Origin of the sequence: Luteibacter rhizovicinus (genome assembly GCF_004342265.1) — a bacterium.
Taxonomy (GTDB): domain Bacteria; phylum Pseudomonadota; class Gammaproteobacteria; order Xanthomonadales; family Rhodanobacteraceae; genus Luteibacter; species Luteibacter rhizovicinus_B.
Window position 1 is genome coordinate 431645 of record NZ_SMCS01000003.1, and the last position, 25306, is coordinate 456950.

The following is a 25306-nucleotide window of genomic DNA, read 5'->3' on the forward strand; positions in this document are numbered from 1 at the left end:
TCATAGCTCCGTAGGCTTTCGCGCGCAGGCGCGCTCCCACAGAAAGCAAAGCTAAAGCAACGCAACGCGCGGGCTCCTACAACAGTCGTTCCAGCAGGCCGGACGAGCGTCTTGTCCTGCGCGTTACCGCCACATCCAGCACCTCGCGCGAGGCCAGCAGCGTGAAATGCCGACGCGCACGGGTCACGCCCGTATAGAGCAACTCTCGTGTAAGCACCGGACTGATCTGCGCGGGAAGCACCAGCGCCGCGTGTACGAATTCGGAACCCTGCGACTTGTGCACCGTCATGGCGAACACGGTTTCCACGGACGCCAGACGACTGGGCACCACGTAGCGAATCCGGTCGCCGCCAGCTTCGGCTGCCACGCGGAACACCACACGCAAGGTCGTACCGCCCTGCCCGTCCGGAACGGCAAGCGCGATCCCGACATCGCCATTCATAAGGCCGAGCCCGTAATCGTTGCGCGCCACCAGCACGGGACGTCCTTCGTACCAGCCCTGACCGGAGGGAATCAGATCCCTTTCGCGAAGAGCGTGTGCAATGGCTTCGTTCAATACCGTCGTGCCCTCGTCGCCATGCCGCACAGCGCACAGGAGCTGAAAATTCGCGAAGGCATCCAGTACACCGCGCGCCCAGGCATCGACATCCCCGGGCAACGCATCGATGGACGGGCGATGCGCATGCATCCACTGCAGATACGCCCCGTATCCGACTGCATCGCCGCGTCCGTCGATGGCCAGTGCGGCGATCGCGGCGATGGACATCGCACCGGCCGTATGAAGATCGGCATGGTCTTCCGCCAGCACCGCGCCAACGCGCTTCACGTCGCCCGCATTCACCGCCGTCGCCAGCGCGCCGATGCCGCTACCCGCACCGAATCGATGGCTTTCGCGCAGCATGACCACGTGCTGATCGAGCGCGCGCGCATCCGCCGGATCGACCCACTCGTCGATGGTCTCGGCACACGTCCGTGCTATCCAAGCACCGGTCTCCATGGAGTAGTGACCCACTTCCGCTCGCGCGCACAGATCGCCCAGCACCGCACCAGCTTCCACCGACGACAGCTGGTCTTTGTCGCCCAGCAGGATCAAGCGTGCGTCGTCGGGCAAGGCGTCCAGCACGGCGGCCATCATTTCCAGATCGATCATCGACGCCTCGTCGACGACCAGCACGTCCAGATGCAGCGGATTGTCGCGGTTATGCCGGAAATGACGCGTATCCGGCCGACTGCCGAGCAGGCGATGCAAGGTCGTGACTTCGGCCGGGATCGCCGCTTTCACGTCGTCGTCGACAGCCAGCCGCTCGATCTGCCCGGCAATCGATTCGTTAAGCCGGGCAGCCGCCTTGCCCGTCGGCGCGGCCAGCCGAATCCTCAAACGCGGCTCTCCCGAACGTAACGCCAACGTCTGGAGCAAGCCGAGCAGGCGCACGACAGTCGTCGTCTTGCCCGTGCCGGGCCCACCCGTAATGACGGAGAACGCACTGCGCGCCGCAATCGCACAGGCGATTTTCTGCCAATCGCGCCTATCGCCATTGCGCGGGAAAAGCCGCGTCAGTTCGGCCGACAGGCCCTGCGCTTCGATAGCCGGTCCAAGACGCCGACCGATAATCGCGGCGACGTCGCCTTCGTAACGCCAGTAACGGCGCAGATACAGACGCTGGCCATCCAGCACCAGCGGCGCATTGCCAGCCTCGCCAGCACGCCCTACGAGCGCCGACCGGAGCAGCCACGCATCCCATCCGTCGAACGTCGAACCCTCGTCTCGCGCAAGCTCGAGCATATCCACACAGATGTGTCCGTCGCCGAGCTGCCTGCTTGCCAGCGCGGCTACCATCAGCACCCGGCGATCGGTGGCTTCATCCAGCGTCGCGAGGAAACGCGCGAAGGCACGATCGAGCGGACGAAGCCGTTCGTCCGCGACACGCTCGCCAAGCCAGTCGTCGATGAATGACGTCATACGCCGCTCCCTGCAAATAGCGCATCGAGCGCCTCTACCATCGCACGCGGCGGCCGCTCCGTATGAACGCCCATCCCGCTACCGTCGATGCCGCGTAAATAGAGATAAACCGCCCCACCCACGTGACGGTCGTAGTCGTAACTGTCGCCAAGACGCGCCCGCAACTGGCGATGCAGCGCAAGCAGGTAGATGGCGTACTGCAGCTCGTAGCGCGATTCGAGAATCGACGCACGCATAGCTGCAGGCGTATAAGCGTGCTCGTCGGCACCCAGCCAGTTCGACTTGTAATCCACCACATAGTAGCGCCCGTCGTGTTCGACGATCAGATCGATAAAGCCCTTGAGCATGCCATTCAGGCGATCCGCGTCCAGCGGCGGACGGCGCGCCGCATCCAGCGTGTGACGAACCACGATGGCGTCCAGTTCACGCGTATCGACGTCGCGGGCTTCGAACCAGAATTCGAGTTCGGCGCGATAGCGCATCGGGTCGTCGAGAGACGCCAGCGTCACGGCACCGCCATCGGGCAAGGCCAGCGGTGTCGTCAGCAACGCGAACAGCCACTCATAAAGCGGTTCGATGAAAGCCGTCCAGACGCGTCGCTCGCAACGGCGCGCCACCGCATCGCGCAGGCCAGCGGGATCGGCGGCGACATGGGCGAAGCCTTCTTCCGCGATCCATTCCAGCAGGTCATGCAGGAAGGTGCCCGGCTCGGCACCCCGAGGGAATGCATGGATACCCTGGCTTTCCCTTGCCGGCTCGACAAGTTCGCTCACGTACTCGGCGACGATATCTTCCTCGGGCGTATCCGGCGCCGGATAGTCGGCAACCGGCTCGTCCCCGTGGCGCAACGCGCTGTAGCTTGCGATCCACCAGCGCGGGGGCGGCGGAAGCGTACTTACACGCGCGGGGCCCGGCACCGGAAGCGCGGTACGCGGCGAGAATGCACGATCGTCCGGCGCGGGCATGTAAGTCACGGCGATGGAGGGCTCACCCGAGGCAAGCGCCGTTAGCAAACCGGCGATCTGCCCGTTGTCGATTTCCGCGCCCCCCGTCAGCAGGTGGCCGAATGCACTCTTGTGCAATTGCGGCTTGTTCGCCCGTTGCGCGCAGACCGGCGCGATGCCGAGCCAGCACGCATGACGCGCACGCGTAAGTGCGACGTACAGGAGTCGAAGATCTTCCTGCAGCGCCGCGCGCTCCGCTGCCTCCTTGGCGTGCGCGACACCATCCCCGGCGTCGCTGGCGGAAGCACCGAGCAGTTCGATACGCGTACCGGCTTCCGCATCGTGATAACGGTAACCGCCACCCGACGACCTGCCGAACGCACAAACGAAGGGAAGGAAAACCAGTGGGTACTCGAGTCCTTTGGATTTGTGCACGGTGACGACCTTCACCAGATCGGCATCGCTTTCCAGACGCACAATGGTTTCGTCGCCCGTCGCAGCCCGTGCGTCCGAAAGCGCCTCGCCCAGATAGCGAATAAGCGCGAGCTCACCGTCGAGCGTCGAGGCCGCCTGCTGCAACAATTCAGCCAGATGCAGCAGATTGGTCAACGCACGCTCGCCGCCGTCGCTGGCGAGCAACCGCGACGGCAGGTCGAAAATGTGCAGCAGCCGATGCAGCATGGCCAGCACGCCGCGCTGCTGCCATGTATCGCGCAGTTCGAGAAATTCGCGACCGCGACGTTCCCAATGCCGTTCGTCCGCGTTGAGCCGCGCCAGCTCACCCAGACCCAACGCCAGCGTCCGGGTAGCGAGCGCCGCACGCATATGGCGATCGGACGCCGGTTCGGCGCAGGCGCGCAACCAGAACAGCACGTCGCGGGCTTCCTGACTGTCGAGCACCGAATCGCGATCCGACAGGAATACGCTGCGGACACGGCGTGCGGATAGCGCACTGCGAATCTCCGCAGCTTCGACATGACTGCGAACGAGTACGGCGATATCGCGCGGGAGCAACGGCGTCAGCACGCCGGACGCATCGACGAAGCCTCCCTGCCCTTCATCGGCGGCGGTGAGCAGCCGCACGATCTCGCTCGCGCATGCTTCGGCCATCTGTGCGCGATAGTCGCGCACGCCGACCGGCGCCTCGTCGTCGAGCAGCCAGAGAGTCAGCGCTTTCTGCTCCGTGCCGTGAACGACGAAGCGCTCGTCGCGCCCCTTCGCCTGGACGGAAGCGAACGGCAGGCCCCGATCGTCGAAATGGAACGCGCCGGTCGCATGCCGTTCGCCATGCGCGAATACCGCATTGACCGCGGCTACCATGGCATGCGTCGAGCGATGATTCGTATCGAGCCCGTAGCGCGGCGACATGGCTTCGTCGCGCGCTCCCAGGTAAGTATGGATATCCGCGCCGCGAAAAGCGTAGATCGCCTGCTTCGGGTCGCCGATAAGCAGCAACGCCGTGCCGGCTCCGGTCGATTCGTGCATGTAGATGGCGCGGAAAATCCGGTATTGCAGCGGATCGGTGTCCTGGAACTCATCGATCAGCGCCAGCAGATACTGCTCGCGAATCGTGCCGGCCAGTTCCGGCCCGGCGGGTCCGGCAAGTGCGCGATCCAGCCGCAACAGAAGATCGTCGAAACCCATCTGCGCGCGGCGACGCTTCTGGGCCTCGAAGCGTTCGCGCACCCGGTCGAGCGCATCGGCCAGCACGGCATGCCGGATTTCGGGACGTGCCGCGCGGCCTTCGGCCCAATGCTCCAGCGCGGCGAACACGGGATGCTCGGGCCGTACGGCTTTCTTGCCCGTGGCCTTCGCAAGTCGCGATACCGAGAAGCGTGCGGGGTCCACACCGGCCATATCGCCGGTCGCGGCCCAATGCCGCATCGCCACCAGTTCGGCTGCCACACGGTCGGGCTTGTACCAACCGTTATGCAGCGTCTTATTGCGGACCGCCTCTGTAAGCAACGCCTCGATACGTGCAGCATCGGCCAACCAGGATGCCCGTGCGTCCGATGCGCGCGCCTCGTCCTCTTGCCGCCAGCGAGCGCGATCGGCGAACAATGCCTGCAGATCGTCCGCCGCGGGTAGCGGCTCGCCGTTGACAAGCAGGGTCGCCTCGCCACGCGAGAGCAGCGGCCGAAGCGACCGCAGCAAGGCGTCGGGCGACGACCATTCGGAAAGTACGGCTTCCACTTCGGCGTCGGCTAACGGGTAGAAGGTCTGGCGCCAGTAATCGCGAACGCACTCGGCGAGCAATTCGCCATCTTCCGGTTCCAGCGTCTGCGCGAAAGGGTGACCGCTGCCAAACGCATGCTGGGTAAGCATGCGCTGGGACCATCCGTGAATGGTGAAGATGGCGGCTTCGTCCATCCACTGCGCTGCCAGCTCGAGCTGTCGTGCACATCCCGCGTGCTGTTCCGAGGGATATGCCGCCATCAGATCGACAAGAAATTCATCCGGTTTTGCGCGCCCGCGAAACGCACGCGCCGCATGAACCAGCCGTGCGCGGATACGTTCGCGCAATTCCTGCGTGGCGGCTTCCGTAAACGTGACGACAAGAATGCGCGGCGGCAGCAGCGGCTCGCGCAGTCCGTGACCGAGTACGGCGCGCACGTAGAGTGCCGCGATCGTCCAGGTCTTGCCCGTGCCGGCGCTGGCCTCGATGAGCCGGACGCCCGCAAGCGGAAGCTCCAGCGGACGCAGGATTTCCATGGCGCTCATGCGCCGCCCTCCACGCGCGCGATGTCGAACACATCGCGATACGGTGCCAGCCAGCGCGAAAGACCGGCGCGATCCAGCGACGTGAAATCCGGATAGCTGCGAATGAGATAGGGGTCGTCATCCACTTCGCCGCGGCGCCAGTCGCTGGACGATTCATACGTCGCACGTGCCGCGTCGCGACCACTCTGCGGATCGTCCGGCCGTTCCGCCGCCACCCAGGCCAGCGCCGTCTTCGCGGCAACCGGCAACGGCCCACGCATGCCTTCGCGCCATGCCGCGATCAATGTCTGGAGCATCGCGCGCGCCATGTCCGTGTCGACCGGATCGAGAACGACGGTAGCGTCGGGTCCGATAAAGCGCGTCTGCAAGGCCATGCCTGCCGCTTGCGCAACGAGATGGTCGACCCAAGGCGCCAGCAGCCGATGCCACTTCGGCTTGCCCTCCGTATCGAGTACCGACGAGGGCGAAAGAATGAACGATGCAAGCTCGTTCGCCGCGCTGGAACGCAGATCGGCCAGCCAGTCCTCGATGACGACATCCCCGACTACGACGCGAAGCTCACGCTTGCCGGCGTCGTTCGGCCATGCGCGGCAAGCCGTCAGATATCGCGCGTGCACCGCCGTGGCTGTCGCCTCGATATCGCGCAGTACCGGTGTCGCGAATCCGGCGAGCGGCAACACACCTTGCCGGCGCAGCGCCGTCGCGGCATCGGCGATGGCCGCTTCCGCTGTTGCTGCATCGCCACGCAATGCGGCGCGCAGCAACGTGTCCGCCATGGTGTGCCGGTCGAGGCCGTTGGCGACGAATGGCTCGATATCGTCGTTACCGACATCGTCCAGATCGAAGCGAACGCCCAGACGCAGATTGAAGAATTCGCGTACGGGATGGCGGAGGAATCGCCGCAGCACCCCTAACGACACCGGCCCTTCGACAACCAGCGGCGGCAACGCATCGACGGATGCGACCGCGGCCGCTTCGTGCGCCTGTCGCCATTCGCGCGCATAAGTGAACAGGCGGGCATCGCCGCCAACGAAATAGTCGCGACTGAAGGGCTGCAGCGGATGAACCACCGTGAGCTGGGCCAGCACGTCGTCGGACGCCGCACCACGCCAGCCCGCCGCGAGATAGTCGCGCAGCTGCCCGAGCAGCACCGAGGGCGCGCGTTCGGAATTGTCCCGCGCGCTTCGCCCCACCCAGCCGATGTGCAGCGCGTCGCGGGCGGAAAGCAACGCTTCGAGGAAAAGATAGCGGTCGTCCTCGCGACGCGACCGGTCGCCGGGACGCCATGCACCCGCCCGCGACATCAGGTCGAAATCCATGGGTGGACGGGCACGCGGATAGTCCCCGTCGTTCATCCCCAGCAGGCATACGACACGAAACGGAATCGCACGCATCGGCATCAGCGTGCCGAAACTCACGGCGCCGGCGAGAAAACGCTGCGATAGCGACCCCTGGTCGAACAGGGTCAGCCATGCTTCGCGGACCACGGCCAGCGGAAGCGCCTCGACCAGACCGCCGTCCGCGCAGGCGCGCTGCCATTGTTCCAGCGCATCCTCGAGACGGACGATCCGTGCGGCATCTTCCCGGTCGATACCACTGAAGAAGTCGCCAAGCAGCGCACGCAGACGCACGCCCCACTCCTCCGGCGTGGCAGGCGTCGTCATCGCCGCCCAGTGCACGGCGAGACGATCGAGCAGATCGGCCAGCGGGCCGACAAGCGCGGCGTCGAGGCCACCGACCTCGTCATAGGGTTCGATATCGCCCCAGGCCTCGCCCGAGCCCACGGCATAACCCAGCAACATGCGACGCAAGCCGAAGAGCCAGGTGTTCTGCGTCACGGCGGGCAGGTCCAGCGAGGAACGCTGCGCCGCATCCAGTCCCCAGCGAATACCGGCGCCTTCGATCCAGCGATGCAGGACAGGCAATGCGGCGGCGTCCAGATTAAAGCGCGCGCGAACGGCGGCGACATCGATCAGGTCGATCACATCGCTGACGGTGAAGCGCGATTCGGGCATGCCGAGCAACATATCCAGCGCCATCACCAGCGGCACCGTGCCGCGCGCGGTACGGTCGGCGACGCTGAAGGGAATGAATCGCGGATCGTCGCGATCGATGCGGCCGAATACCGCCTCGATGTGCGGTCCGTAGGTTTCGATATCCGGCACCATGACGATGACATCGCGCGGCATGATCGGATCGCCACGGCTCGCCGCGTCGGCGAAGCGCGCCAGCAACTGGTCGTGCAGGATTTCCACTTCTCGCTGCGGACCGTGCGCGACGTGGAAGGCGATCGACGTATCGGAGATAGCCACCACGGGACGCGATGCGTCGTCGACAGGCAACGGTTCCAGATCGAGCACCGCGCGCTGCACCTGCGCCAGCAGATGTTGTCCCTCCGGTTCGTCGAACAGGTCGATGCGCTGCTCCCACGCCGTGAACCGCTCGCGATAACCGTCCGCGTGATCGAATTCGTCCAGCAGGCGGATATAGTCGCGCCCCTGCTTCCCCCATGCCGCGAGCAGCGGATGCGCGTGCAAATGCAGGTCGTCGCCGGAAGGCAGCGCCGGCATCCCCGGTTTCTGCGTCTGACGGCGGCGCTCGGCGCGCAGCAGTTCGCGATCTTCGACGATGTCCGCCCAGTAATGCCGGCACGGATTCATCACGACCATCAGCACCTGACACCAGCGGGATAGCGCGGACAACGCCTCCAGCGTCTGTCGCGGCAGGGACGACATACCGAAAACGACGATGCGTCGCGGGAGCGCGCGCGGACGGCTATCCGCCGTGCTTACCGCATGCAGGAACGCCTGATGTACCGCCGCGCGATGGCTGTGCGCAGCGTCGGGGCCGACGTCCTCCAGCAGCACGCGCCACAACGCGGCCTGCCAGCGATCGTTCGGCGGCATGGCGAGGCGGCTGCCGCGAGCATCGTCGCGAAGTACGTCCTCGCCAGCCGCCCAATCGTCGAGCCAGTCCGCCCGGTAAACCTGGTACTGGTCGTAAAGATCGGCGAGACGTTCGGCCAGTTGGTAGCGCTTACGCGCATCGTCGTCGCCGCCGAGGAACGCGGCCAGCGGCGCGAACACGGGCTCGTCGAGACGATGCGGCAGCAATCGCATTAACCGCCAGACGAGGCGCGACTTGTCGAATGGCGATTCCGGCGGCACGGCGTCGCGGCCCAGGACGGCGCGATAGGCCACCCAGAGGAAACGCCCGGGCAACTGCACGTCCACCGCCGCGCTGATACCGAGGCCTCCCGTATCGCGGTCGCGCGCCAGCGCCAGTTTGAACCACTGGGCAATACCGTTGCTCTGGACGAGGACGACCTCGTTCTCCAGCGGCGCCAGCGGCTCGCGCTGTAGCCAGGCCGCGAGCACGTCGCGCAGTTCCTCCAGGCGATTGCCGTGAAGAACCATGAATCCCGGCGTTACCGCCTCGCTGCGCTCGATCAAGTCCAGGCTCCGTATGACCTCGTGGCCCGCCCATGGTCGCCCCGGACGGTCTTGGATTCCGCGATCGTCAGAACGGCTTGGCGATCACCAGGAAGATGATCGCCAGCAGCAGGAACACCGGAAGTTCGTTGAGGATGCGCAGCGTGCGCACGACGGGCAAGGCACCGCCGGCGGCATACCGCTTCAACATGCGTCCCGACAGGATGTAGGAAATGAACAGGATGACCACGAGGGTCAGTTTCGCGTGCAACCAGCCACCGCCAATGCCGAAATACAGCCGGAGCGTCAGGCCGAAGATCAGCGCGAAGCCGAACATGATGTGCCCGAAGCGATACAACCGGCGCCCCATCAGATCCAGCCGTGCACGCACCGCCGGTTCGTCGCCCGCTTCAGCCAGGTTGATCAGGATGCGCGGCAGATAGAAAGCCGCCGCCATCCAGGCCATGACGAAGAGGATGTGCAGGGACTTGATCCACTGATAGGCCACGGCGCGCTCCGACGAATAAAACCGAAGTGTACCGCCCCGGCCGGGGGCCCTGGGGCAACACCCCGAAACGCTTGCCTCATCCTGCAGGAGCGCCCCACCGTGTCAGGCTTTCTTGAGGAACTCGGTCTTCAGCACCAGTACGCTCTTGCCCTCGCGAACCTCGACGGCCGCCTTGTCGTCGGTGAGGTGGATACCCCTGAACAGCTTGCCGCGCTTGAGCGTCAACGAGGCGCCCTTGACCTTCAGATCCTTGATCACGGTGACCGAACGGACTAGCTGCCAGGAACGAAAACGTCGACGTACGGCGCTTCACCAGGCCGCTTGAGATAGTGCATTTCCAGACGGACCTGCGAAGGATCGTGGAAAAAACCGGGCTTCAGTTCGACGACGAATTCGCTGGAAAGATTGAAGCGGGGAGCAAATCCGGCAAAGTTGTAGCTGAAGCTACCCTCCGCCCCATCGGAAATCGAGCGCACGGGCTGGGTCGGATCCTCGTCGGTGAACGGATCGAAGCCCCACGAATAGAGGGCAGGTGGACTGATGAACAGCGTCCACGACGCTACACGGACCGCTTTGTCGCCGATACTGTAGACAAGCAGACCGTCATCCGACAGTCCGAGCCCTTCTAACGATTCGGGACTGTGTGTCGACATGCCCGAAAGCTGGTAACGAATCCGGTATGGCGCCACGGAAACCACCTCTTCCGTGTACGTCGAGTATTCGCTGAATGCCTCCTCGGCGGAAGCTGAAAACGAAAAAGCGGCAATCGTGGCTACGGCAAGCATCTTCATAGCCGCGGCTCCCATCCCGAAAAAACCGATTGAGTGCCGTCCGCGCGAAGAAAGACATCGATGTATGGTGCGTTCGGATCGGCCAGATAGACCATTTGCAAACGAACGAGCGAGGGATCGTGGAAGAAGCCAGGCTTCAGCTCTACGACGAATTCGCTTGAGAGGCGAAGGCTGGGGACTTCACCATGCATTTCGATATCGAAGCCTCCGCCGGCAACACTCGAAACCGAACGGATCGGATGGGTGGGATCGGCGTCGACGGCTGGGTCGAAACCCCATGCATAGGATGCCGGACCCGCGACGACGAGCGCCCGCGAATGCAGCATGATTTCCTTGCCCGCCACGGCATAAACCACCGTGCCATCCCCCGAAAGCCCAAGCCGCCCCAGGTCGTCCGGCCCGTGGGGCGTCTGGCCGGCAAGACGATAACGAACACGGAAAGGAGCGACGGAAAGCACTTCTTCCGTATAGCTAGTGCCAGTACTGAACGACGTGGCGCCGACGACAGGCGCATCGAACGCGGCGAATGCCGCCATGGTCGTTGCAAAAAGTAACTTCATGCGTGACTTCCGTTTGCCGAGGAGGCACGCATCGTGCCCGCATGGCGGATACGCGACGACGGAAAGCGTCACATTCCTCGCATGAACAACCCGGACGTCTCAGAGACCACAAACGAAAAGAGGAACCATCGCTGGCTCCTCTTTGCTGGTCTTTCTGGCTTCTTCCCACTTTCCTGCAGAAAGTGGTGGGCGGTACAAGGATCGAACTTGTGACCCCTACCATGTCAAGGTAGTGCTCTACCGCTGAGCTAACCGCCCGGAAGAGCTGCGCAGTTTACCGGCCGTCCAGGGCCTTCGCAAGAGGTCCGCCGGATTTTTTTCCCGGCAAAACCGGTCAGCGCAGCGCCCGCTCCCGCAAGCGGTGGATTTCGTCGCGGATTTTGCCCGCTTCCTCGAACTCCAGGTTTTCCGCGTGCTTATACATCTTCGCCTCAAGCTTCTTGATGGCGGATGAGGCCTGCTCGGGGCTGAGCGCGGCGTAATCGGCGGCCTCTTCCGCAATTTTCCGACGTTCCTTGGCCTGCTTCCCGCCACGGCCGCCGCGCGAGCCCACATCGGCACGCGCTCCCTCCATGATGTCGGCAATGCGCCGGACCACCGTCGTGGGGGTGATGCCGTTGGCCTCGTTGTATTCGACCTGCTTCTCGCGGCGCCGGGCGGTTTCGTCGATCGCCGCCTTCATGGACTTGGTAATCTCGTCGGCGTAGAGAATCGCCTTGCCGCGCACGTTACGCGCCGCACGGCCGATGGTCTGGATCAGCGAACCGGTCGAGCGCAGGAAGCCCTCCTTGTCGGCATCCAGGATCGCCACGAGCGACACCTCGGGCATGTCGAGACCTTCGCGCAGGAGGTTGATGCCCACCAGCACGTCGAATTCGCCCAGGCGGAGGTCGCGAATGATTTCCGTACGCTCCACCGTTTCGATGTCCGAGTGGAGATAGCGGACCTTCACGTCGTGCTCGGACAAATAATCGGTGAGGTTTTCCGACATGCGCTTGGTCAGCGTCGTCACCAATACGCGGTCGCCTATCGCGACGCGTTTGCGAATCTCGCCGAGCAGGTCGTCGACCTGCGTACGCACCGGCCGCACTTCCACCTCGGGATCGATCAGGCCGGTCGGGCGCACGACCAGTTCGACGATATTGTCGTCCGAGCGATCCAGTTCGTACATGCGCGGCGTGGCCGACACATAAATGGCACGTGGCGCACGACGCTCCCATTCTTCGAAACGTAGCGGACGATTGTCCATCGCCGACGGCAGGCGGAAACCGAACTCCACCAGCGTCTCCTTGCGCGACCGGTCGCCTTTGTACATGGCGCCCAGCTGCGGCACCGTGACATGCGATTCGTCGACCACCATCAAGGCGTCCGGCGGCAGGTAATCGAACAAGGTCGGCGGCGGCTCGCCGGCACCGCGACGTGTCAGATGACGCGAGTAGTTCTCGATGCCCTGGCAGTAACCCACTTCCAGCATCATCTCCAGATCGAAACGCGTGCGCTGTTCCAGGCGCTGCGCTTCGACGAGTTTGTTGTCGCGATACAGCTGCTCCAGACGCTCGGACAGTTCGACCTTGATGGTCTCCATCGCGTTGAGCACACTTTCGCGGGTACTCGCGTAATGTGTTTTCGGATACACCGTATAACGCGGCACCTTGCGCAGCACTTCGCCGGTCAGCGGGTCGAACAGCGACAGGTTCTCGACCTCGCCGTCGAACAGTTCGATGCGAAGCGCTTCGGTTTCCGACTCGGCCGGAAAGACATCCACGATTTCGCCGCGCACGCGATAAGTACCGCGACGCAGCTCCATTTCGTTGCGCGAGTACTGCAGCTCGGTCAGCTGGCGGATCAGTGCACGCTGCTCGATCCGCTCGCCGCGCGCGAGGATCAGGCGCAGGCTGAGGTAATCCTCCGGATCGCCCAGACCGTAGATCGCGGACACGGTGGCCACGATCAACGAATCCTTGCGCGACAGCAGGGCCTTCGTCGCCGCGAGCCGCATCTGTTCGATGTGGTCGTTGATGCTGGCGTCCTTCTCGATGAAGGTATCCGACGCGACCACATAGGCTTCGGGCTGGTAGTAGTCGTAATAGCTGACGAAGTACTCCACCGCGTTATGCGGGAAGAACTCCTTGAACTCGCCATATAGCTGCGCCGCCAGCGTCTTGTTCGGCGCGAGCACCAGCGTCGGCTTCTGGATCTGCTCGACGACGTTCGCAATGGTGAAAGTCTTGCCGGAACCGGTCACGCCGAGCAGGGTCTGGGCGGCGAGGCCCGACTCGAAACCATCGGTCAGTCGACGAATCGCTTCGGGCTGATCGCCCGACGGCTTGTAAGGGGAAACGAGCTGGAATCGGTCGGTCATGGCGGCTGACATGGGGGCTCGGCCCCTGAGTTTAAATCGAGAATGCCCACCGAGTGTGGGGGCCTTGTCACGCCCGCCTCAGGCCGCTAGCCCGATGCCCTGCCCCTGGCCGCCAAGCGAGGATGGCCGCTTTCACATGGAAGTCAGGGCCGTGGATCGCAAGCGCCAGCAAGGCTTCACCTGGATCGAACTCATGGTGGCGCTGGCCATCGTAGGCATGCTCGTCGCGATGGCTGCGCCGTCTCTTTCGCGAATGAGCGCGGAATGGCGGATCCGGAGCGTTCGCGACGCCCTGCTGGAATCCGTACAACAGGCGCGCGCCATGGCGCTATTCGGCCGAACAAAAGTACGGATTTGCCCCAACGATGCGCAACGGCACTGCGAGCCATCCTCACGCGACTGGCAACAGGGCTGGAGTATCGAGGTGGAGCGTGCTGACAAATGGTCGCCCTGGCGGATACGCCAGCCCCTGCCCCGGGGAATTCAGGCAATCACGCTAAAGCGAAGGACATTGCCCGCATTCACCCCCAAGGGAGCGGCCTCCGGCACCAATCTGACCATCGCCATCTGCGCGCCCGGCAAGGCGGTCCACGCGGAAGTCGTCAGGATCGCCATGTCCGGCCGGGCCCGCAGCGAGCGCGCTACGGACGAAGAGATACGGCACTGCGTGCAGAAAGTTGCACATTTCGATGAACCAGACTCTTGACACCCACCCGACAGTTCCACAAAATACGCGACTCGCTGCCCGAATAGCTCAGCTGGTTAGAGCACTTGACTGTTAATCAGGGGGTCGCTGGTTCGAGTCCAGCTTCGGGCGCCATATAAGAAAAGGCTTGCAGAGATGCAGGCCTTTTTCTTTTGTCTATAGCAGGGGTTATCTACGGAACCGTCATAAGCAACGGACCGTCCCGCGTCACTACCAACGTATGTTCGTACTGAGCGGCTATATGTCCGGGCTCCCCGTACAAGGTCCAGCCATCATCGCCGTCATGTGCCCAACGTCCTCCTGTCGAGAGGAACGGTTCGATGGTAATAACCTGTCCTTCGTGCAGGCGTCGACGCTCGCGGGGATCGTCAAAGCCCGGAATAAATTCGGGCTCTTCGTGCAACGCGCGACCCACGCCATGACTGCCGAGATTGCGCACGCACTGCAGCCCGTGAGCGCGGGCCGTTCGCTCGATCGCCGCGCCAATGCCCCTCAACGGCGCACCGGTGCGCACCTGATCGAGCGCTGCCTGCAGCGCCGCCTTCGCACCGACGCAGACGCGACGCTGGGCATCGGTAGGCGTTCCCAGAACGAAACTCCCGCCCGTATCGCCGAAAAAACCATCCAGTTCGGCGGAAACGTCGACATTGACCAGATCGCCATGTTGCAGCCGATAACTTCCCGGCACGCCATGGGCAAGCTGCTCGTTGACGCTGATGCAGGTCGCACCGGGGAAGTTATAGGTCAGTTCGGGTGCGGAGCGCGCGCCAGCCTGTTCCAACAGCCGACGGCCGTATTGATCGAGCGACAACGTCGTCATGCCAGGCTGCGCATGACGCTGCATCGCATCGAGTACACGAGCGACGAGCTTACCTACACGCTGCAGACCGGCGAGTTCTTCCGGAGTTTGGATCGTCATGGACGCGGCCAGATAGTGGGCCTGCAGTCTATGTGCTGAATACACGATCTGGTATCCGATTGTAAGAACTGAATTTTTTGCCACCACAGCTATGCCGAAGGCACGCCATCCGTATCCGGATCAGGACCCGGCTTCTCGATGGGCCTGTCCGCATAATCGTCGGGCTCTGGCACAGGCGCGCCCTTATCCGTCTCTCGTACTTTGCGATGTTCGTGCGCCATATCGCTCACCTCCTCAGTTCACGGAACATCCTCGTCCCCTGCGCGTTTCAGTGAGGTGAGCGGGACGACGCGTCGTCCATCCACGTTCAGCGAACAGTCTGCTATCCATCACCGAATAGGCACACGCAACACTCCAAGGTATTCGCCAACGGAATGGCGGGAGTGCCCATGAGCGAGAAGGTATTTGTGTACAAAGGATGCCGGGCCGATATCCGCTACGACACCGAACGCGACGAGTACTTCGCAACGATCGAAGTGCGCGGCTGGCGCTTCAAAGCGCGGGGAGCGACAGCGCCGGCGGTCGCCTCGGAAGTCCAGGCGATCGTCGATCGGCTGGATCCTCATCGCCGCTGAATCGGGGCGCCGCATTGCGCGGCGCCCCGCTTATTACGCTGTGCGAACGACGTAGCAGGGTTCGTACGCGGAGCCGCCGGGCAGCTTCATGCGGTGCTGCACGACGAACGCTTTAAGCAGATCGTCCAGCGCACGCATGATGTCGGCTTCGCCGTCGATCACGAACGGGCCGTTCTGCTCGATGGCGCGAACGCCCTCCTCCTTCACGTTGCCCGCGACGATGCCCGAGAACGCGCGACGCAGATCGGCCGCCAGCTCATGACGCGGACGGCCGCGATGCAGTGCAAGTGCCGCCATGGCTTCGTGCGTCGGACGGAACGGACGCTGGAAGGCGAGAGGAATATTCAGCGCCCAGTTGAAGAAGAACGCGTCCTTGTTATCGAGGCGGTGATTGCGCACCTTGTCGATGCCCGCAACCATTGCATGCGCCACTGCCGCCGGATCGTCGACGATGATCTGGTAATACTTCGCCACCTCGTCGCCGAGCGCCAGCCGCAGGAAACGGTCGATCTGCTCGAAATAGGCGGCGGACGCACGCGGCCCCGTGAAGATCAGCGGGAACGGACGCCCCTGATTGTCCGGATGCAGCAGGATGCCCAGCATGTAGAGGATTTCCTCTGCCGTGCCGACGCCGCCCGGGAAAACGATGATGCCATGCCCCAGACGCACGAACGCTTCGAGACGCTTCTCGATGTCCGGCATGATCACGAGGTTGTTCACGATCGGATTCGGCGACTCCGCGGCGATGATGCCCGGCTCCGTGATGCCGATGTAACGATTGTTGCGGCGACGCTGCTTGGCGTGCGCAATGGTCGCGCCCTTCATCGGGCCCTTCATCGCGCCCGGGCCGCAACCCGTGCAGATATCCATGCCGCGCAGGCCGAGCTGATACCCGACGCGCTTGGTGTATTCGTATTCGTCGCGATTGATCGAATGACCGCCCCAGCACACCACCAGGTTCGGATCGACCTGCGGACGCATCATGCGCGCGTTGCGCAGGATCTCGAAAACCGCGTGGGTGATACCGACGGTATCGTCCAGATCGAAACCGCCCGATTCAAGCTGCGCGGCGACATAGACGATATCGCGCACGACAGCGACCAGCAGCTCGTTGATACCGCGGATGATGCGGCCATCGACGAACGCCTGATCCGGCGCGTTCTTCAGCTCGATCTTGATGCCGCGATCTTCCTGCAACACCTGGATATCGAAGTTCGGGTACTGCTCGAAGATGGTGCCCGGGTCGTCACTGAGATTGCCCGACGTGAGTACCGCCAGCGCGCAGCGCCGCAGCAGCGCATGCAGGCCCGATCCGCTCGCGTCGCGCAGGCGCGCAACCTCGTTGCGGGAAAGGATGTCGAGACCACCGGCCGGCGAGATACGGGCACTTACCGTCTTACCCGACACTGGCGCCACCGCTTGATATGCATTCATCGAATTACTTCTCCTGACCGCGTCTTAGCGGCGAACCCGGCTCCGGTACGGGAGCCGACCGCATAGGATCACGCGTGGTTTGGCCTGGGTCAAGGCAAAGACAGGCAAAAAAAAGCCGGTGCCCTTTCGGACACCGGCATTCCTATCGCTGTAAAGCCAATGACTTAGAACGTGTACTTCAGCGTCGCCAGCACCGACCAGCGCTGGGTCGGGCCGTTCAGCTCGTCGGCGCGCGGGAGGTCAAGCGGCTTGTAGTTGCCGTTGCCGTCCTGGTAGGTCGACTTGCTGAGGTCGTAGATGTACTGACCCTGCGCGTTCACACCGGCCACGTCGGCCAGGTTGCGGACGAGTGGGAAGCTGGCGCGGTGATCGACGCCCCACGACTTCTTGATCATGTTGCCGACGTTGTAGATGTCGAAACGGATCTCGCCCTTGTTGCCCTTGAACAGGCCCGGGATTTCCTGACGGAAGCTCAGGTCGATCTGGTTGATCCAGGGAGAACGAGCGCCGTTGCGGCGAGCAACCGAGCCAGAGTGATCGTTGAGGTAGCTGTTGTTCTCGATGTAGTTGAAGAACGAATCACGAACCGACTGCGGCGTATTGGCGGTGAAGGCCACTTCGCCACGCTTCGGGATATACGCGAGGTCGGAGACGAAACCGTCGCCGTTCGCGTCGTTACCGAAGCGCCAGCTGTACGGAGCACCGGAGTGACCGTCGTAGAACATCGACGCGCTGGTCGCGTAGTCGCCGAAGAAGCGATGCTGCCAGGTCAGCGAAGCGATGACGCGCTTAGGCACCGAGTAGTTCGAGGTCTCGGCATTTTCGGTGTTCGGGTTGACCCACACGTTGTTGCTGAAGTTCGAACGCGCGACGCTCGACGTACCCGGATTCAGTTCGGTCGAGCGGCTCCAGGTGAAGCCGATCATGCCGAAGAGGTCCTGGTTGAACGTCTTCTTCAACGACAGGGCGAGGCTGTCCGCGCTGCCGCGGCTGCTGTTACCCAGGTTGATGACGGCGTCGGAGAACGACTTGTTCGAGTTGGCGCGAGCCGTATTGCCTGTCGCGTTCGGACTTGCATTCCACGTCTTCAGGTAAACGTTACGGCCATCGGGCAGCGTACCCGTCGGCGTACCGATGTTCAGATCGGTATAGAAGATCGCGTTGCGGTTCTTCAGGTGCTCGTAGTCGGCCGTGAAAATCAGGCCCCACCACGGCAGCTCCTTGTCGAGGCCGATGGACATCTTCCAGACGCTGGGCAGCTGAATGTTCTGCGAGACGGTATTGACCGTCATCGTCGCGCCGTTCTGACCCAGGACCGGGTTGCGGCCCGGAGCATTCTGGTTGTTCGGATCGGCGCTGAATGCAGGCAGCTGAGCCAACGTGTTGCAGGACGTCTGCGTCGTACCGCAGTTGTACTGCACCTGCTGCACACCCGTGTTCTGATAGATGTTGCCGAGCCAGACGCTGGGCGGGCTGGCGATGAACAGGCCGGCGCCACCACGCAGCTGCATCATGCGTTCGGTGTTGAAGTTGTAGTTGAACGACATGCGCGGCTGAACCTGACGGTTGCCGTTGATCGTGTACTGGTTCGTCTGGCCGAAACCGCCCTGACCGTAGCCGCCCGAAACAGCGCAGTTGATGCTGGGGTCGGCAAAAGCCACACCCGGCGCAGCGTTGAAGCACGAGTTGTATGTCGGCTTGTCGCTCGTGCGCGGGATGTCGACACGGAAGCCGTACTGCACGGACAGGTTAGGCGTTACCGCCCAAGTGTCCTGCAGGAAGATACCGTAGTTCTTCATCTGGAAGTTCGCGGCAACGTCGTTCAGACCGAAACCCGGCGCCGGCGCGTTGTAGCGATACTGGAAGTACGTGCCGGTCGGGCTGGTGGCCGCCTTCTGGAAGTCCGCGATGCTATTGAAGATATAGCTACCGAACGCGTTCTGCAGGAACAGGTTGTAGTAGTTGCCGCGTTCGAAATCGGCACCACCCTTAAGGGTGTGGTCGCCGAGATACAGGGTACCGGCCCACGCGGCGTTGAACGTCTTCACGCGCAGGATATTGGCCTGGCTGGAATACTCCGTACCGAACTCGACGCCGGGCTGCGATGTGCTGGAACCCTGACCCGTCGGACGAACCGTAATATCCGGCGCGTTAACGCCGTTGTACGGACCACGGACCTGATTGAAGTCCGAGTACGAAATGGTCGTGTCGGTCGAGAAGACATCGGACCAGTCGTCGTAGAAGTGCAGTGCATAGCCCTTGTTGTCGACGTTGGTCTTGTACCAGCCGCTCGACAGCACCAGAGTGGTGTTCGTGCCCGTGATGATGGGCTTGTTTTCTTTGGTCTGGTTGTACGTGAAGCTGGCACGGTGGTTGTCCGTGATGTTCCAGTCGATCTTGGCGAGGTAACGCTTGTCCTGCAGATCGCTGTTGCCGCCGCTGGTCGAGCCCGGATCAAGACCCATGCCCTTCGCAATGTTGGTGATCTGATCGACATCGCTCTGCTTCAGACCCTTGACCTCGGTCGCCGCACCCGAACCCTGCACGCCGTACTGCGACGACGGGCCGATCTGCTTGCTCTTCTCGTACGAAGCGAAGAAGAACAGCTTGTCCTTGATGATGGGACCGCCCAACGTCGCACCGGCCGTCCACTGGCGACGGAAGCCGCCGTACGACTGGTTGTTGTAGTCGGCGATCATGTCGTCGCGGTTCTGGAACGCGTAGTACGTCGAACCGTGGAACTCGTTCGTGCCGCTCTTGGTGACGGCATTGACGATGGCGCCCACGCCGCGGCGGGTGGCCACGTCGTAGTTGGCCGTCGAGATGTTGTATTCCTCGATCGTGTCCTGCGAGATCGGCGTGCCAAGTGTCGGCAGGCCGTTCGCGTTCAGGCCGAACGGATCGTTCGCGCTGACGGAGTCGACCGTGATGTTGTTGTAACGGCTGTTCTGGCCCACGGCCGAAATCTCGCCGCGGTCGCGGTCGGAGATGACGATGCGCGGATCCATGCGGACGATGTTCTGGATCGAACGACCCGGGGTCGGCTGCGCTTCGATCTCGCGACGCGAGATGTTCGTGCTGATGCCCTTGTTTTCCGGCGTGAACGTCTGACCGAGCGTGCTGGCCGACACCGTCACGCCTTCGAGCGCCTGCGCGGACGCCGAAGCGGCGGTGGCGGCGCTGAGGTTGATCGACGAGGTCTGCGCAAGCTGCAGGTAGACGTCGTGCTGCTCGGCGACCGACTGGCCACTGGCATTGGTTGCGGTCACATCGAACGGACCGCCGACGCGCAGGCCCTGCGCGGCGTAACGACCGTCGGCATCGGTGGTTACGACCTTGGTGGTGCCCGACGGTTCATGGACGACGCGCACGGTTGCATTGGCAACCGGCTTGCCGCTCGCATCGACGACGCGGCCGGCGATAGCGGACGAGGTGTCCTGGGCGAAAGCGGGAGCGGCGGCCAGCAGCGATGCGATGGCGAGCGGCAACAGTTTGGCGCGGATTCGGCTATTCATTAATGGTCGACCCTGTGGCTTCTTAACGAGATTTTTTTGGCCGGACGACGCCGATGCCTGGCAAGGGCCAGGCATTTCGGGTCTTCGGGCTATTCCCCAACTATCTGACTTACACCGCGCCCGTGATGCCGATCACGTTCCTATGGATGACGCGCAAGTTGTTAAGCCGACTTTAACGGCATTGTATGACAGATTTGTAACCGTTTCACGCCAAATCTACGAAATACCACTTTTTCATGCGGCAGCACCCCTGGCCGCATAAGACTGATTCCTAAGAATTTTTACCCAGGTACCGGGCGCGTTTCGCAGGCTTGAGAGAAGCCAGATCAAGCATAACCAATCCGTCGACGCATCCGGAGAAGCCGGGATCCTCGCCGAAGTCAAGAAATTGCACGCCTTCCGGATCGACCAGGTCGACGTACTGGCGATAAAGCACCGGCAGGGTCACGCCAAGGGCGTCCAGACGATGCTTGAGGCGAACCAGGCCCGTTGCCGGGTCGAGGCCCGCCAGTTCGGCGCGCACGACGTCGATGACGGCTGGCGAGATGACGAACGGCTGCCGCGCGGCGGCAAGGCCCGAGACGCCGAAGTAATGCTGATGGGCAGCGGCAATCCATTCGCGGGCTTCGCGCGGCATGCTGACCGACATGCTCACGGGACCGAACAGGTAGCGCAATTCGGGACGACGCTGCAGATACAGGCCGATGCCCTGCCACAGCTGATCCAGCGCACGCGAACGCCAGTACGCCGGAGCGATGAAGCTGCGACCCAGCTCCAGACCCTGCGCCAGGCGCGATTCGAGCGCCGGCGAATAATCGAAGAGGCTCGACGTATACAGCGCGGACATGCCCCGCTCGCCGATCAACTTGCCGCCGTGCCCGAAGCGGTACGCACCGACGATGCGCAACGCCTTGGCGTCCCACAGCACAAGGTGTTCGTAATGCGGATCGTAGGCGTCCAGATCGCGGCGCATGCCGGTCCCCTCGCCCACGCGACGGAACGTCAGCTCGCGCAGACGTCCGATTTCGCGCAAGGCGGGACTGTCGACCGATCCCTGCAGGAGCAGAATCTGTTTGTTGTCCGGCAGATCGGCCAGCACCTCGGCCTTCGCCAGATCGGCAACGATTCGCTCGACCGGTTCGGGATGGGCGAGCGGCGTCTGTCCGCCGAAGATCAGGCCGCGATGACGGCCCACGCGATAAACGTGGCGACGCATCAGCTTCGCCGCACGCTCGGCGGAACCGCCGCTGCGAAGCTTGAGTTCGTCGGCACCGATCAGCGCGCCGATACGGAAGCCCACGCGCTGACGACGCTGCGCCGTGGCTTCGCGCGGCAGCATGGCGGTGCCCAGCGGCTTCGCCAGCATCGACAAGCCATAGAACATCGCGGAGTTGCGCGCGGCGATATGCACGGGCAGCACGGGCACGCCCATGCGCATGGCGATGCGCGCGAAACCGTCGGACCACTGCCCGTCGCGCACGCCGCCGGGACGGACGCGCGACACTTCGCCGGCAGGGAAAATAACCAGGACTTCGTTCGCTTCTAGGGCACGGAAAATACCGCGCATTTTCGACGCTGCGCCCTTGCCGAAGACGTCGACCGGCAACAGCAGCGGGCCGAGTTGCGGCACCGCCGCGAGTACGTCGTTACCCAGGATGCGCACATCGCGACGCACCGAACCGATCAACTGCAACAGCGCGATGGCGTCGACCATCCCAAGCGGATGATTCGCGACGACGATCAGCGGACCTTCGACGGGAATGTTCTCGCGCTCGCGTTCGGTGACGCGGCAGCTGACGCCCAGATAGTCCAGCGTGCGCTCGCAGAAGTCGAAACCCTGCGCCGTGCCGGCATGATCCAGCGTCTGGTTGAAGCGGGTTTCGTGGGCCAGCTTTTCCAGCATGCCGGCCACGGGCTTGAAGATGCGTGGATGCTGCGCCAGCCACGGAATACGATCGGTAAGAGCCTGTTCGATACTCAGCATGACCTGCTCCTTGAATTTGAACGGCCGTCGTGGCCCGGGGCGCATCTTGCGTGACGGAACATAAAGGCGGACATCCTTTTCGTCGATGTCGCACGAACCGGGTCGTGTATCGGCATGGCTTTGTTTCGCTGGTCCAGACAACCTCCCCGCCGTACGGCCCATCCCGGCCACTCCCCGGCATGCTGCTGCCCAATTATGACAGCAAGGTGATCGTTAGGGGCCGGATGAGGTCGAAGGGGCCGAAAAAGCCGTCAGACCCCGGTATGCAGGTAGGCGGACAGCCCGGTCAGGAACATCTGCACGGATAGCGCGATGAGGAGCATGCCCATCAGGCGCTCCATGGCCGTGAGCACGCTTTCGCCCAGCCATTTGAACAGATAAGTGGAGCTCAGCAGGATCACCGCCGTGGCCAGCCACGCCAGGAACAGCGCCATCCCCCACTCGGCCGTGCGTCCGGGCTGCGAATTGGTCAGGAGCAGCAACGCCGCCATGGCCGACGGCCCGGCCACGCCGGGGATCGCCATGGGCACGATAAAGGGCTCGCCCTCACCCGGCTTACCGAACACGCCGCCATCGACAGGCGGGAACACCATCCGGATACCGATAAGGAAAAGCACAATGCCGCCGGCGATGCTTACCGACTCCTGCCGCAGCTGCAGCAATTTGAGGATGTACTGACCGCCGAGCAGAAAGGCCACCAGCACGAACAGCGCGATCAGCAGCTCGCGCACCATGACCTTGCGGCGCCGCTGCGGAGGCACGTCTTTCAACAGGGCCAGGAACAACGGGATATTGCCCAGCGGGTCCATGATCAGGAACAGCAGGATTCCTGCGGACAACGTGGTCATCTGCGCTTCCATGGAATGCTTCCTCCTTTAAGGATGCTCAGTGGGCGTCGCGCAGGTTGAGGATGCTGCCGCGAGCGGCGGCACCCCCGGCGGACAGCAGCCACACCGCCGCCTCGGCGGCTTCGGTCGGCTGCGGTTTCTGCAAGGTGTCTTCGCCGTAATAAGCGGAGCGGCGCAACGACGTGCGCATCGGCATGGGCAGCAGCGCGTGGATGCGCAGGGTGCCTTTGCCGTTTTCCGCGTGCAGGATCGTGGCCATGCGCTCGAGACCAGCCTTCGACACGCCGTAAGCACCCCAATGCGCGCGCGACACCAGGTCCGCGTCGTCGAGCACGAAGACGACAGCGCTGTCCGGCGCCGCATTGAGCAACGGCATGCATGCCTGGGTAAGCGCGAACGGCGCCGATACATTGACCTGCATGGCACGCAGCCAATCGTCCGGCTTGTGCATGGCGATGGGCGTCAGCTCGTTGAAATGCGCGGCGGCATGCACGATGCCGTCGAGCCTGCCCAGGTCCGCCTCGATGCCATCGGCCAGCGCGGCATAGTCGGCCGGCGTCGCGCTTTCCAGATCCAGCGGATGGATCACCGGCTGCGGGCCACCCAGCGCGACGAGTTCGTCATACAGCTTTTCGAGCGAACGCAGCTTGCGGCCGGAGATCACCACGGTGGCGCCCGCGCGTACCGCGGCGCGGGCCACTTCGCCACCAAGGCCACCCGTTACGCCGGTAACCAGGATCACGCGACCGCTCAGCGAGTCCGCCGCGGGCGCGAACTCCGACGGCAGACGCGAGGACACAAGCCCGCTCACGAATCCTGCTCCGACACATCGGCCGCCATGCGCTTCAGCTCGCCCGCCTTGTGTAAATCCTCGATGATGTCGCACCCGCCGATCAGTTCACCCTGGATGAACAATTGCGGGAAGGTCGGCCAGTTCGAATACTGCGGCAGGCTGGCGCGGATCTGCGGTTCTTCCAGCACGTTGACCGCGAAGAAGGCTGCACCGGCGGCTTCCAGAGCCTGGACGGCGCGGCTGGAGAATCCGCACATGGGGAATTCCGGCGTGCCCTTCATGAAAAGAACGATGGGATGATCTTTCATGATGCGCTTGATTTGATCGACAACGTCCATAGCTCAAATTCATCATTAGAATGCTGATAGTCCCGTAGTGTAGCAGTGAGCGCACCCGCGCCCTGCTCCGCTTATTCAACCCCAGCCAACGCTAAGGAGTCCCCTGATGGCGATCGAGCTTCCCCCGCTTCCCTATGAAAAGAACGCCCTCGAGCCGAATATTTCGGCCGAGACGCTCGAGTACCACTACGGCAAGCATCATCAGGCGTATGTGACCAATCTCAACAACCTCATCAAGGGTACGGAGTTCGAGAACGCCGGCCTTGTCGACATCGTGAAGAAGTCGTCGGGCGGTATTTTCAACAACGCGGCCCAGGTCTGGAACCACACGTTCTACTGGAATTCGATGTCGCCCAAGTCGACGGGCGCACCCAGCGGCAAGCTGGCCGATGCCATCGACAAGGCCTTCGGTTCGTTCGACAAGTTCAAGGAAGAATTCACCAAGAGCGCCGTCGGCAACTTCGGCTCTGGCTGGACCTGGCTGGTGCAGCGCCCGGATGGCTCGCTCGGCATCGTCAACACGTCGAACGCCGCCACGCCGATCACCGGCAGCGACAAGCCGCTGTTCACCGCCGACGTGTGGGAACACGCTTACTACATCGACTACCGCAACGCCCGTCCGAAGTATCTGGAGGCGTTCTGGAACCTGGTCAACTGGGAATTCGCGGCCAGCAACCTGGCCTGATTCCGAAAAAAAGGGCGGCCTCGGCCGCCCTTTTTTTGCCATGAATTTACTCAGGATATTGATCCCTGATCTCTGCTCTCTGCTCTCTGTGGGAGCGCGCCTGCGCGCGAAAGCCTACGGAGCGAGGAAGCCCGATACTCGCATCGCAAGCCCAAACTACAGGCTACGGATGTCACGAACGGCATCTCCGCTCCGTAGGCTTTCGCGCGCAGGCGCGCTCCCACGGAAGGGC

18 protein-coding genes and 2 tRNA genes are annotated in these 25306 nt (G+C 63.1%); 4 read left to right on the forward strand and 16 right to left on the reverse strand.

Annotation, left to right across the window (positions count from 1 at the left end; all coding sequences use genetic code 11):
- Window positions 1–76: 76 nt before the first annotated feature.
- The 9 genes from recD to uvrB form a co-directional block, all read right to left on the reverse strand.
- Window positions 77–1960 carry an exodeoxyribonuclease V subunit alpha gene (gene recD, locus EC912_RS10350; RefSeq protein ID WP_132143622.1) on the reverse strand — a complete coding sequence of 628 codons (1884 nt, stop codon included), beginning with the start codon at window positions 1958–1960 and terminating at the stop codon, window positions 77–79.
- Window positions 1957–5625: an exodeoxyribonuclease V subunit beta gene (gene recB, locus EC912_RS10355; RefSeq protein ID WP_207906814.1), complete on the reverse strand. Its 3669-nt coding sequence runs from the start codon at window positions 5623–5625 to the stop codon at window positions 1957–1959. Before recB ends, recD begins: the two co-directional genes overlap by 4 nt.
- On the reverse strand, window positions 5622–9077 hold the full coding sequence (gene recC / locus EC912_RS10360; RefSeq protein WP_243649221.1) for an exodeoxyribonuclease V subunit gamma: 3456 nt from the start codon (window positions 9075–9077) through the stop codon (window positions 5622–5624). The genes recB and recC overlap by 4 nt, the downstream gene beginning before the upstream one ends.
- 67 nt (window positions 9078–9144) lie before the next feature.
- Entirely contained in the window at window positions 9145–9564 is a 420-nt protein-coding gene (locus EC912_RS10365) for a CopD family protein (RefSeq protein WP_132143624.1), read from the reverse strand.
- Window positions 9565–9666: 102 nt separating this feature from the next.
- Window positions 9667–9822: a PhnA domain-containing protein gene (locus EC912_RS10370; RefSeq protein ID WP_132143626.1), complete on the reverse strand. Its 156-nt coding sequence runs from the start codon at window positions 9820–9822 to the stop codon at window positions 9667–9669.
- Window positions 9823–9836: 14 nt separating this feature from the next.
- Window positions 9837–10355, reverse strand: a complete 519-nt coding sequence (locus EC912_RS10375) for a hypothetical protein (protein ID WP_132143628.1) — start codon at window positions 10353–10355, stop codon at window positions 9837–9839.
- The gene (locus EC912_RS10380; protein WP_132143630.1) at window positions 10352–10915 is read right to left on the reverse strand and encodes a hypothetical protein; all 564 of its coding nucleotides are present in this window, start codon (window positions 10913–10915) and stop codon (window positions 10352–10354) included. The genes EC912_RS10375 and EC912_RS10380 overlap by 4 nt, the downstream gene beginning before the upstream one ends.
- A 183-nt stretch (window positions 10916–11098) precedes the next feature.
- A tRNA-Val gene (locus EC912_RS10385) sits at window positions 11099–11173 on the reverse strand.
- A gap of 76 nt (window positions 11174–11249) precedes the next feature.
- Window positions 11250–13277, reverse strand: coding sequence for an excinuclease ABC subunit UvrB (gene uvrB / locus EC912_RS10390; RefSeq protein WP_132143877.1), 2028 nt, complete (start codon window positions 13275–13277; stop codon window positions 11250–11252).
- Between the two features lie 151 nt (window positions 13278–13428).
- Between uvrB and EC912_RS10395 the strand changes: the two genes are divergently transcribed.
- Both EC912_RS10395 and EC912_RS10400 read left to right on the forward strand, forming a co-directional pair.
- Window positions 13429–13983 carry a GspH/FimT family pseudopilin gene (locus tag EC912_RS10395; RefSeq protein ID WP_165973565.1) on the forward strand — a complete coding sequence of 185 codons (555 nt, stop codon included), beginning with the start codon at window positions 13429–13431 and terminating at the stop codon, window positions 13981–13983.
- A gap of 37 nt (window positions 13984–14020) precedes the next feature.
- Window positions 14021–14097: transfer RNA gene (locus EC912_RS10400), tRNA-Asn, on the forward strand.
- A gap of 58 nt (window positions 14098–14155) precedes the next feature.
- Here EC912_RS10400 and map read toward each other — a convergent pair.
- Complete coding sequence (map, locus tag EC912_RS10405; protein WP_132143634.1) at window positions 14156–14902, reverse strand: type I methionyl aminopeptidase; 747 nt, start codon at window positions 14900–14902, stop codon at window positions 14156–14158.
- Window positions 14903–15291: 389 nt separating this feature from the next.
- Between map and EC912_RS10410 the strand changes: the two genes are divergently transcribed.
- A complete protein-coding gene (locus EC912_RS10410) occupies window positions 15292–15477 on the forward strand; it encodes a hypothetical protein (RefSeq protein ID WP_132143636.1) in 186 nt (61 codons plus the stop codon).
- Window positions 15478–15510: 33 nt separating this feature from the next.
- Here the strand turns inward: EC912_RS10410 and ppnN are convergent, their stop codons facing one another.
- From ppnN to grxD, 6 genes are all read right to left on the reverse strand, one after another.
- Window positions 15511–16911: a nucleotide 5'-monophosphate nucleosidase PpnN gene (gene ppnN, locus EC912_RS10415; protein WP_132143638.1), complete on the reverse strand. Its 1401-nt coding sequence runs from the start codon at window positions 16909–16911 to the stop codon at window positions 15511–15513.
- A gap of 164 nt (window positions 16912–17075) precedes the next feature.
- Window positions 17076–20426, reverse strand: a complete 3351-nt coding sequence (locus EC912_RS10420; RefSeq protein WP_132143640.1) for a TonB-dependent receptor — start codon at window positions 20424–20426, stop codon at window positions 17076–17078.
- A gap of 271 nt (window positions 20427–20697) precedes the next feature.
- The gene (locus tag EC912_RS10425; RefSeq protein ID WP_132143642.1) at window positions 20698–22410 is read right to left on the reverse strand and encodes a lysophospholipid acyltransferase family protein; all 1713 of its coding nucleotides are present in this window, start codon (window positions 22408–22410) and stop codon (window positions 20698–20700) included.
- 251 nt (window positions 22411–22661) lie between these two features.
- The gene (locus tag EC912_RS10430) at window positions 22662–23258 is read right to left on the reverse strand and encodes a YhgN family NAAT transporter (protein WP_132143644.1); all 597 of its coding nucleotides are present in this window, start codon (window positions 23256–23258) and stop codon (window positions 22662–22664) included.
- A gap of 37 nt (window positions 23259–23295) precedes the next feature.
- Window positions 23296–24069, reverse strand: a complete 774-nt coding sequence (locus tag EC912_RS10435) for an SDR family NAD(P)-dependent oxidoreductase (RefSeq protein WP_132143646.1) — start codon at window positions 24067–24069, stop codon at window positions 23296–23298.
- Window positions 24066–24389, reverse strand: a complete 324-nt coding sequence (gene grxD / locus EC912_RS10440) for a Grx4 family monothiol glutaredoxin (RefSeq protein WP_132143648.1) — start codon at window positions 24387–24389, stop codon at window positions 24066–24068. The genes EC912_RS10435 and grxD overlap by 4 nt, the downstream gene beginning before the upstream one ends.
- A gap of 106 nt (window positions 24390–24495) precedes the next feature.
- On the opposite strand from grxD, the gene EC912_RS10445 reads away from it, so the two are divergent.
- Window positions 24496–25074 carry a superoxide dismutase gene (locus EC912_RS10445; protein WP_132143650.1) on the forward strand — a complete coding sequence of 193 codons (579 nt, stop codon included), beginning with the start codon at window positions 24496–24498 and terminating at the stop codon, window positions 25072–25074.
- Window positions 25075–25306 lie beyond the last annotated feature (232 nt).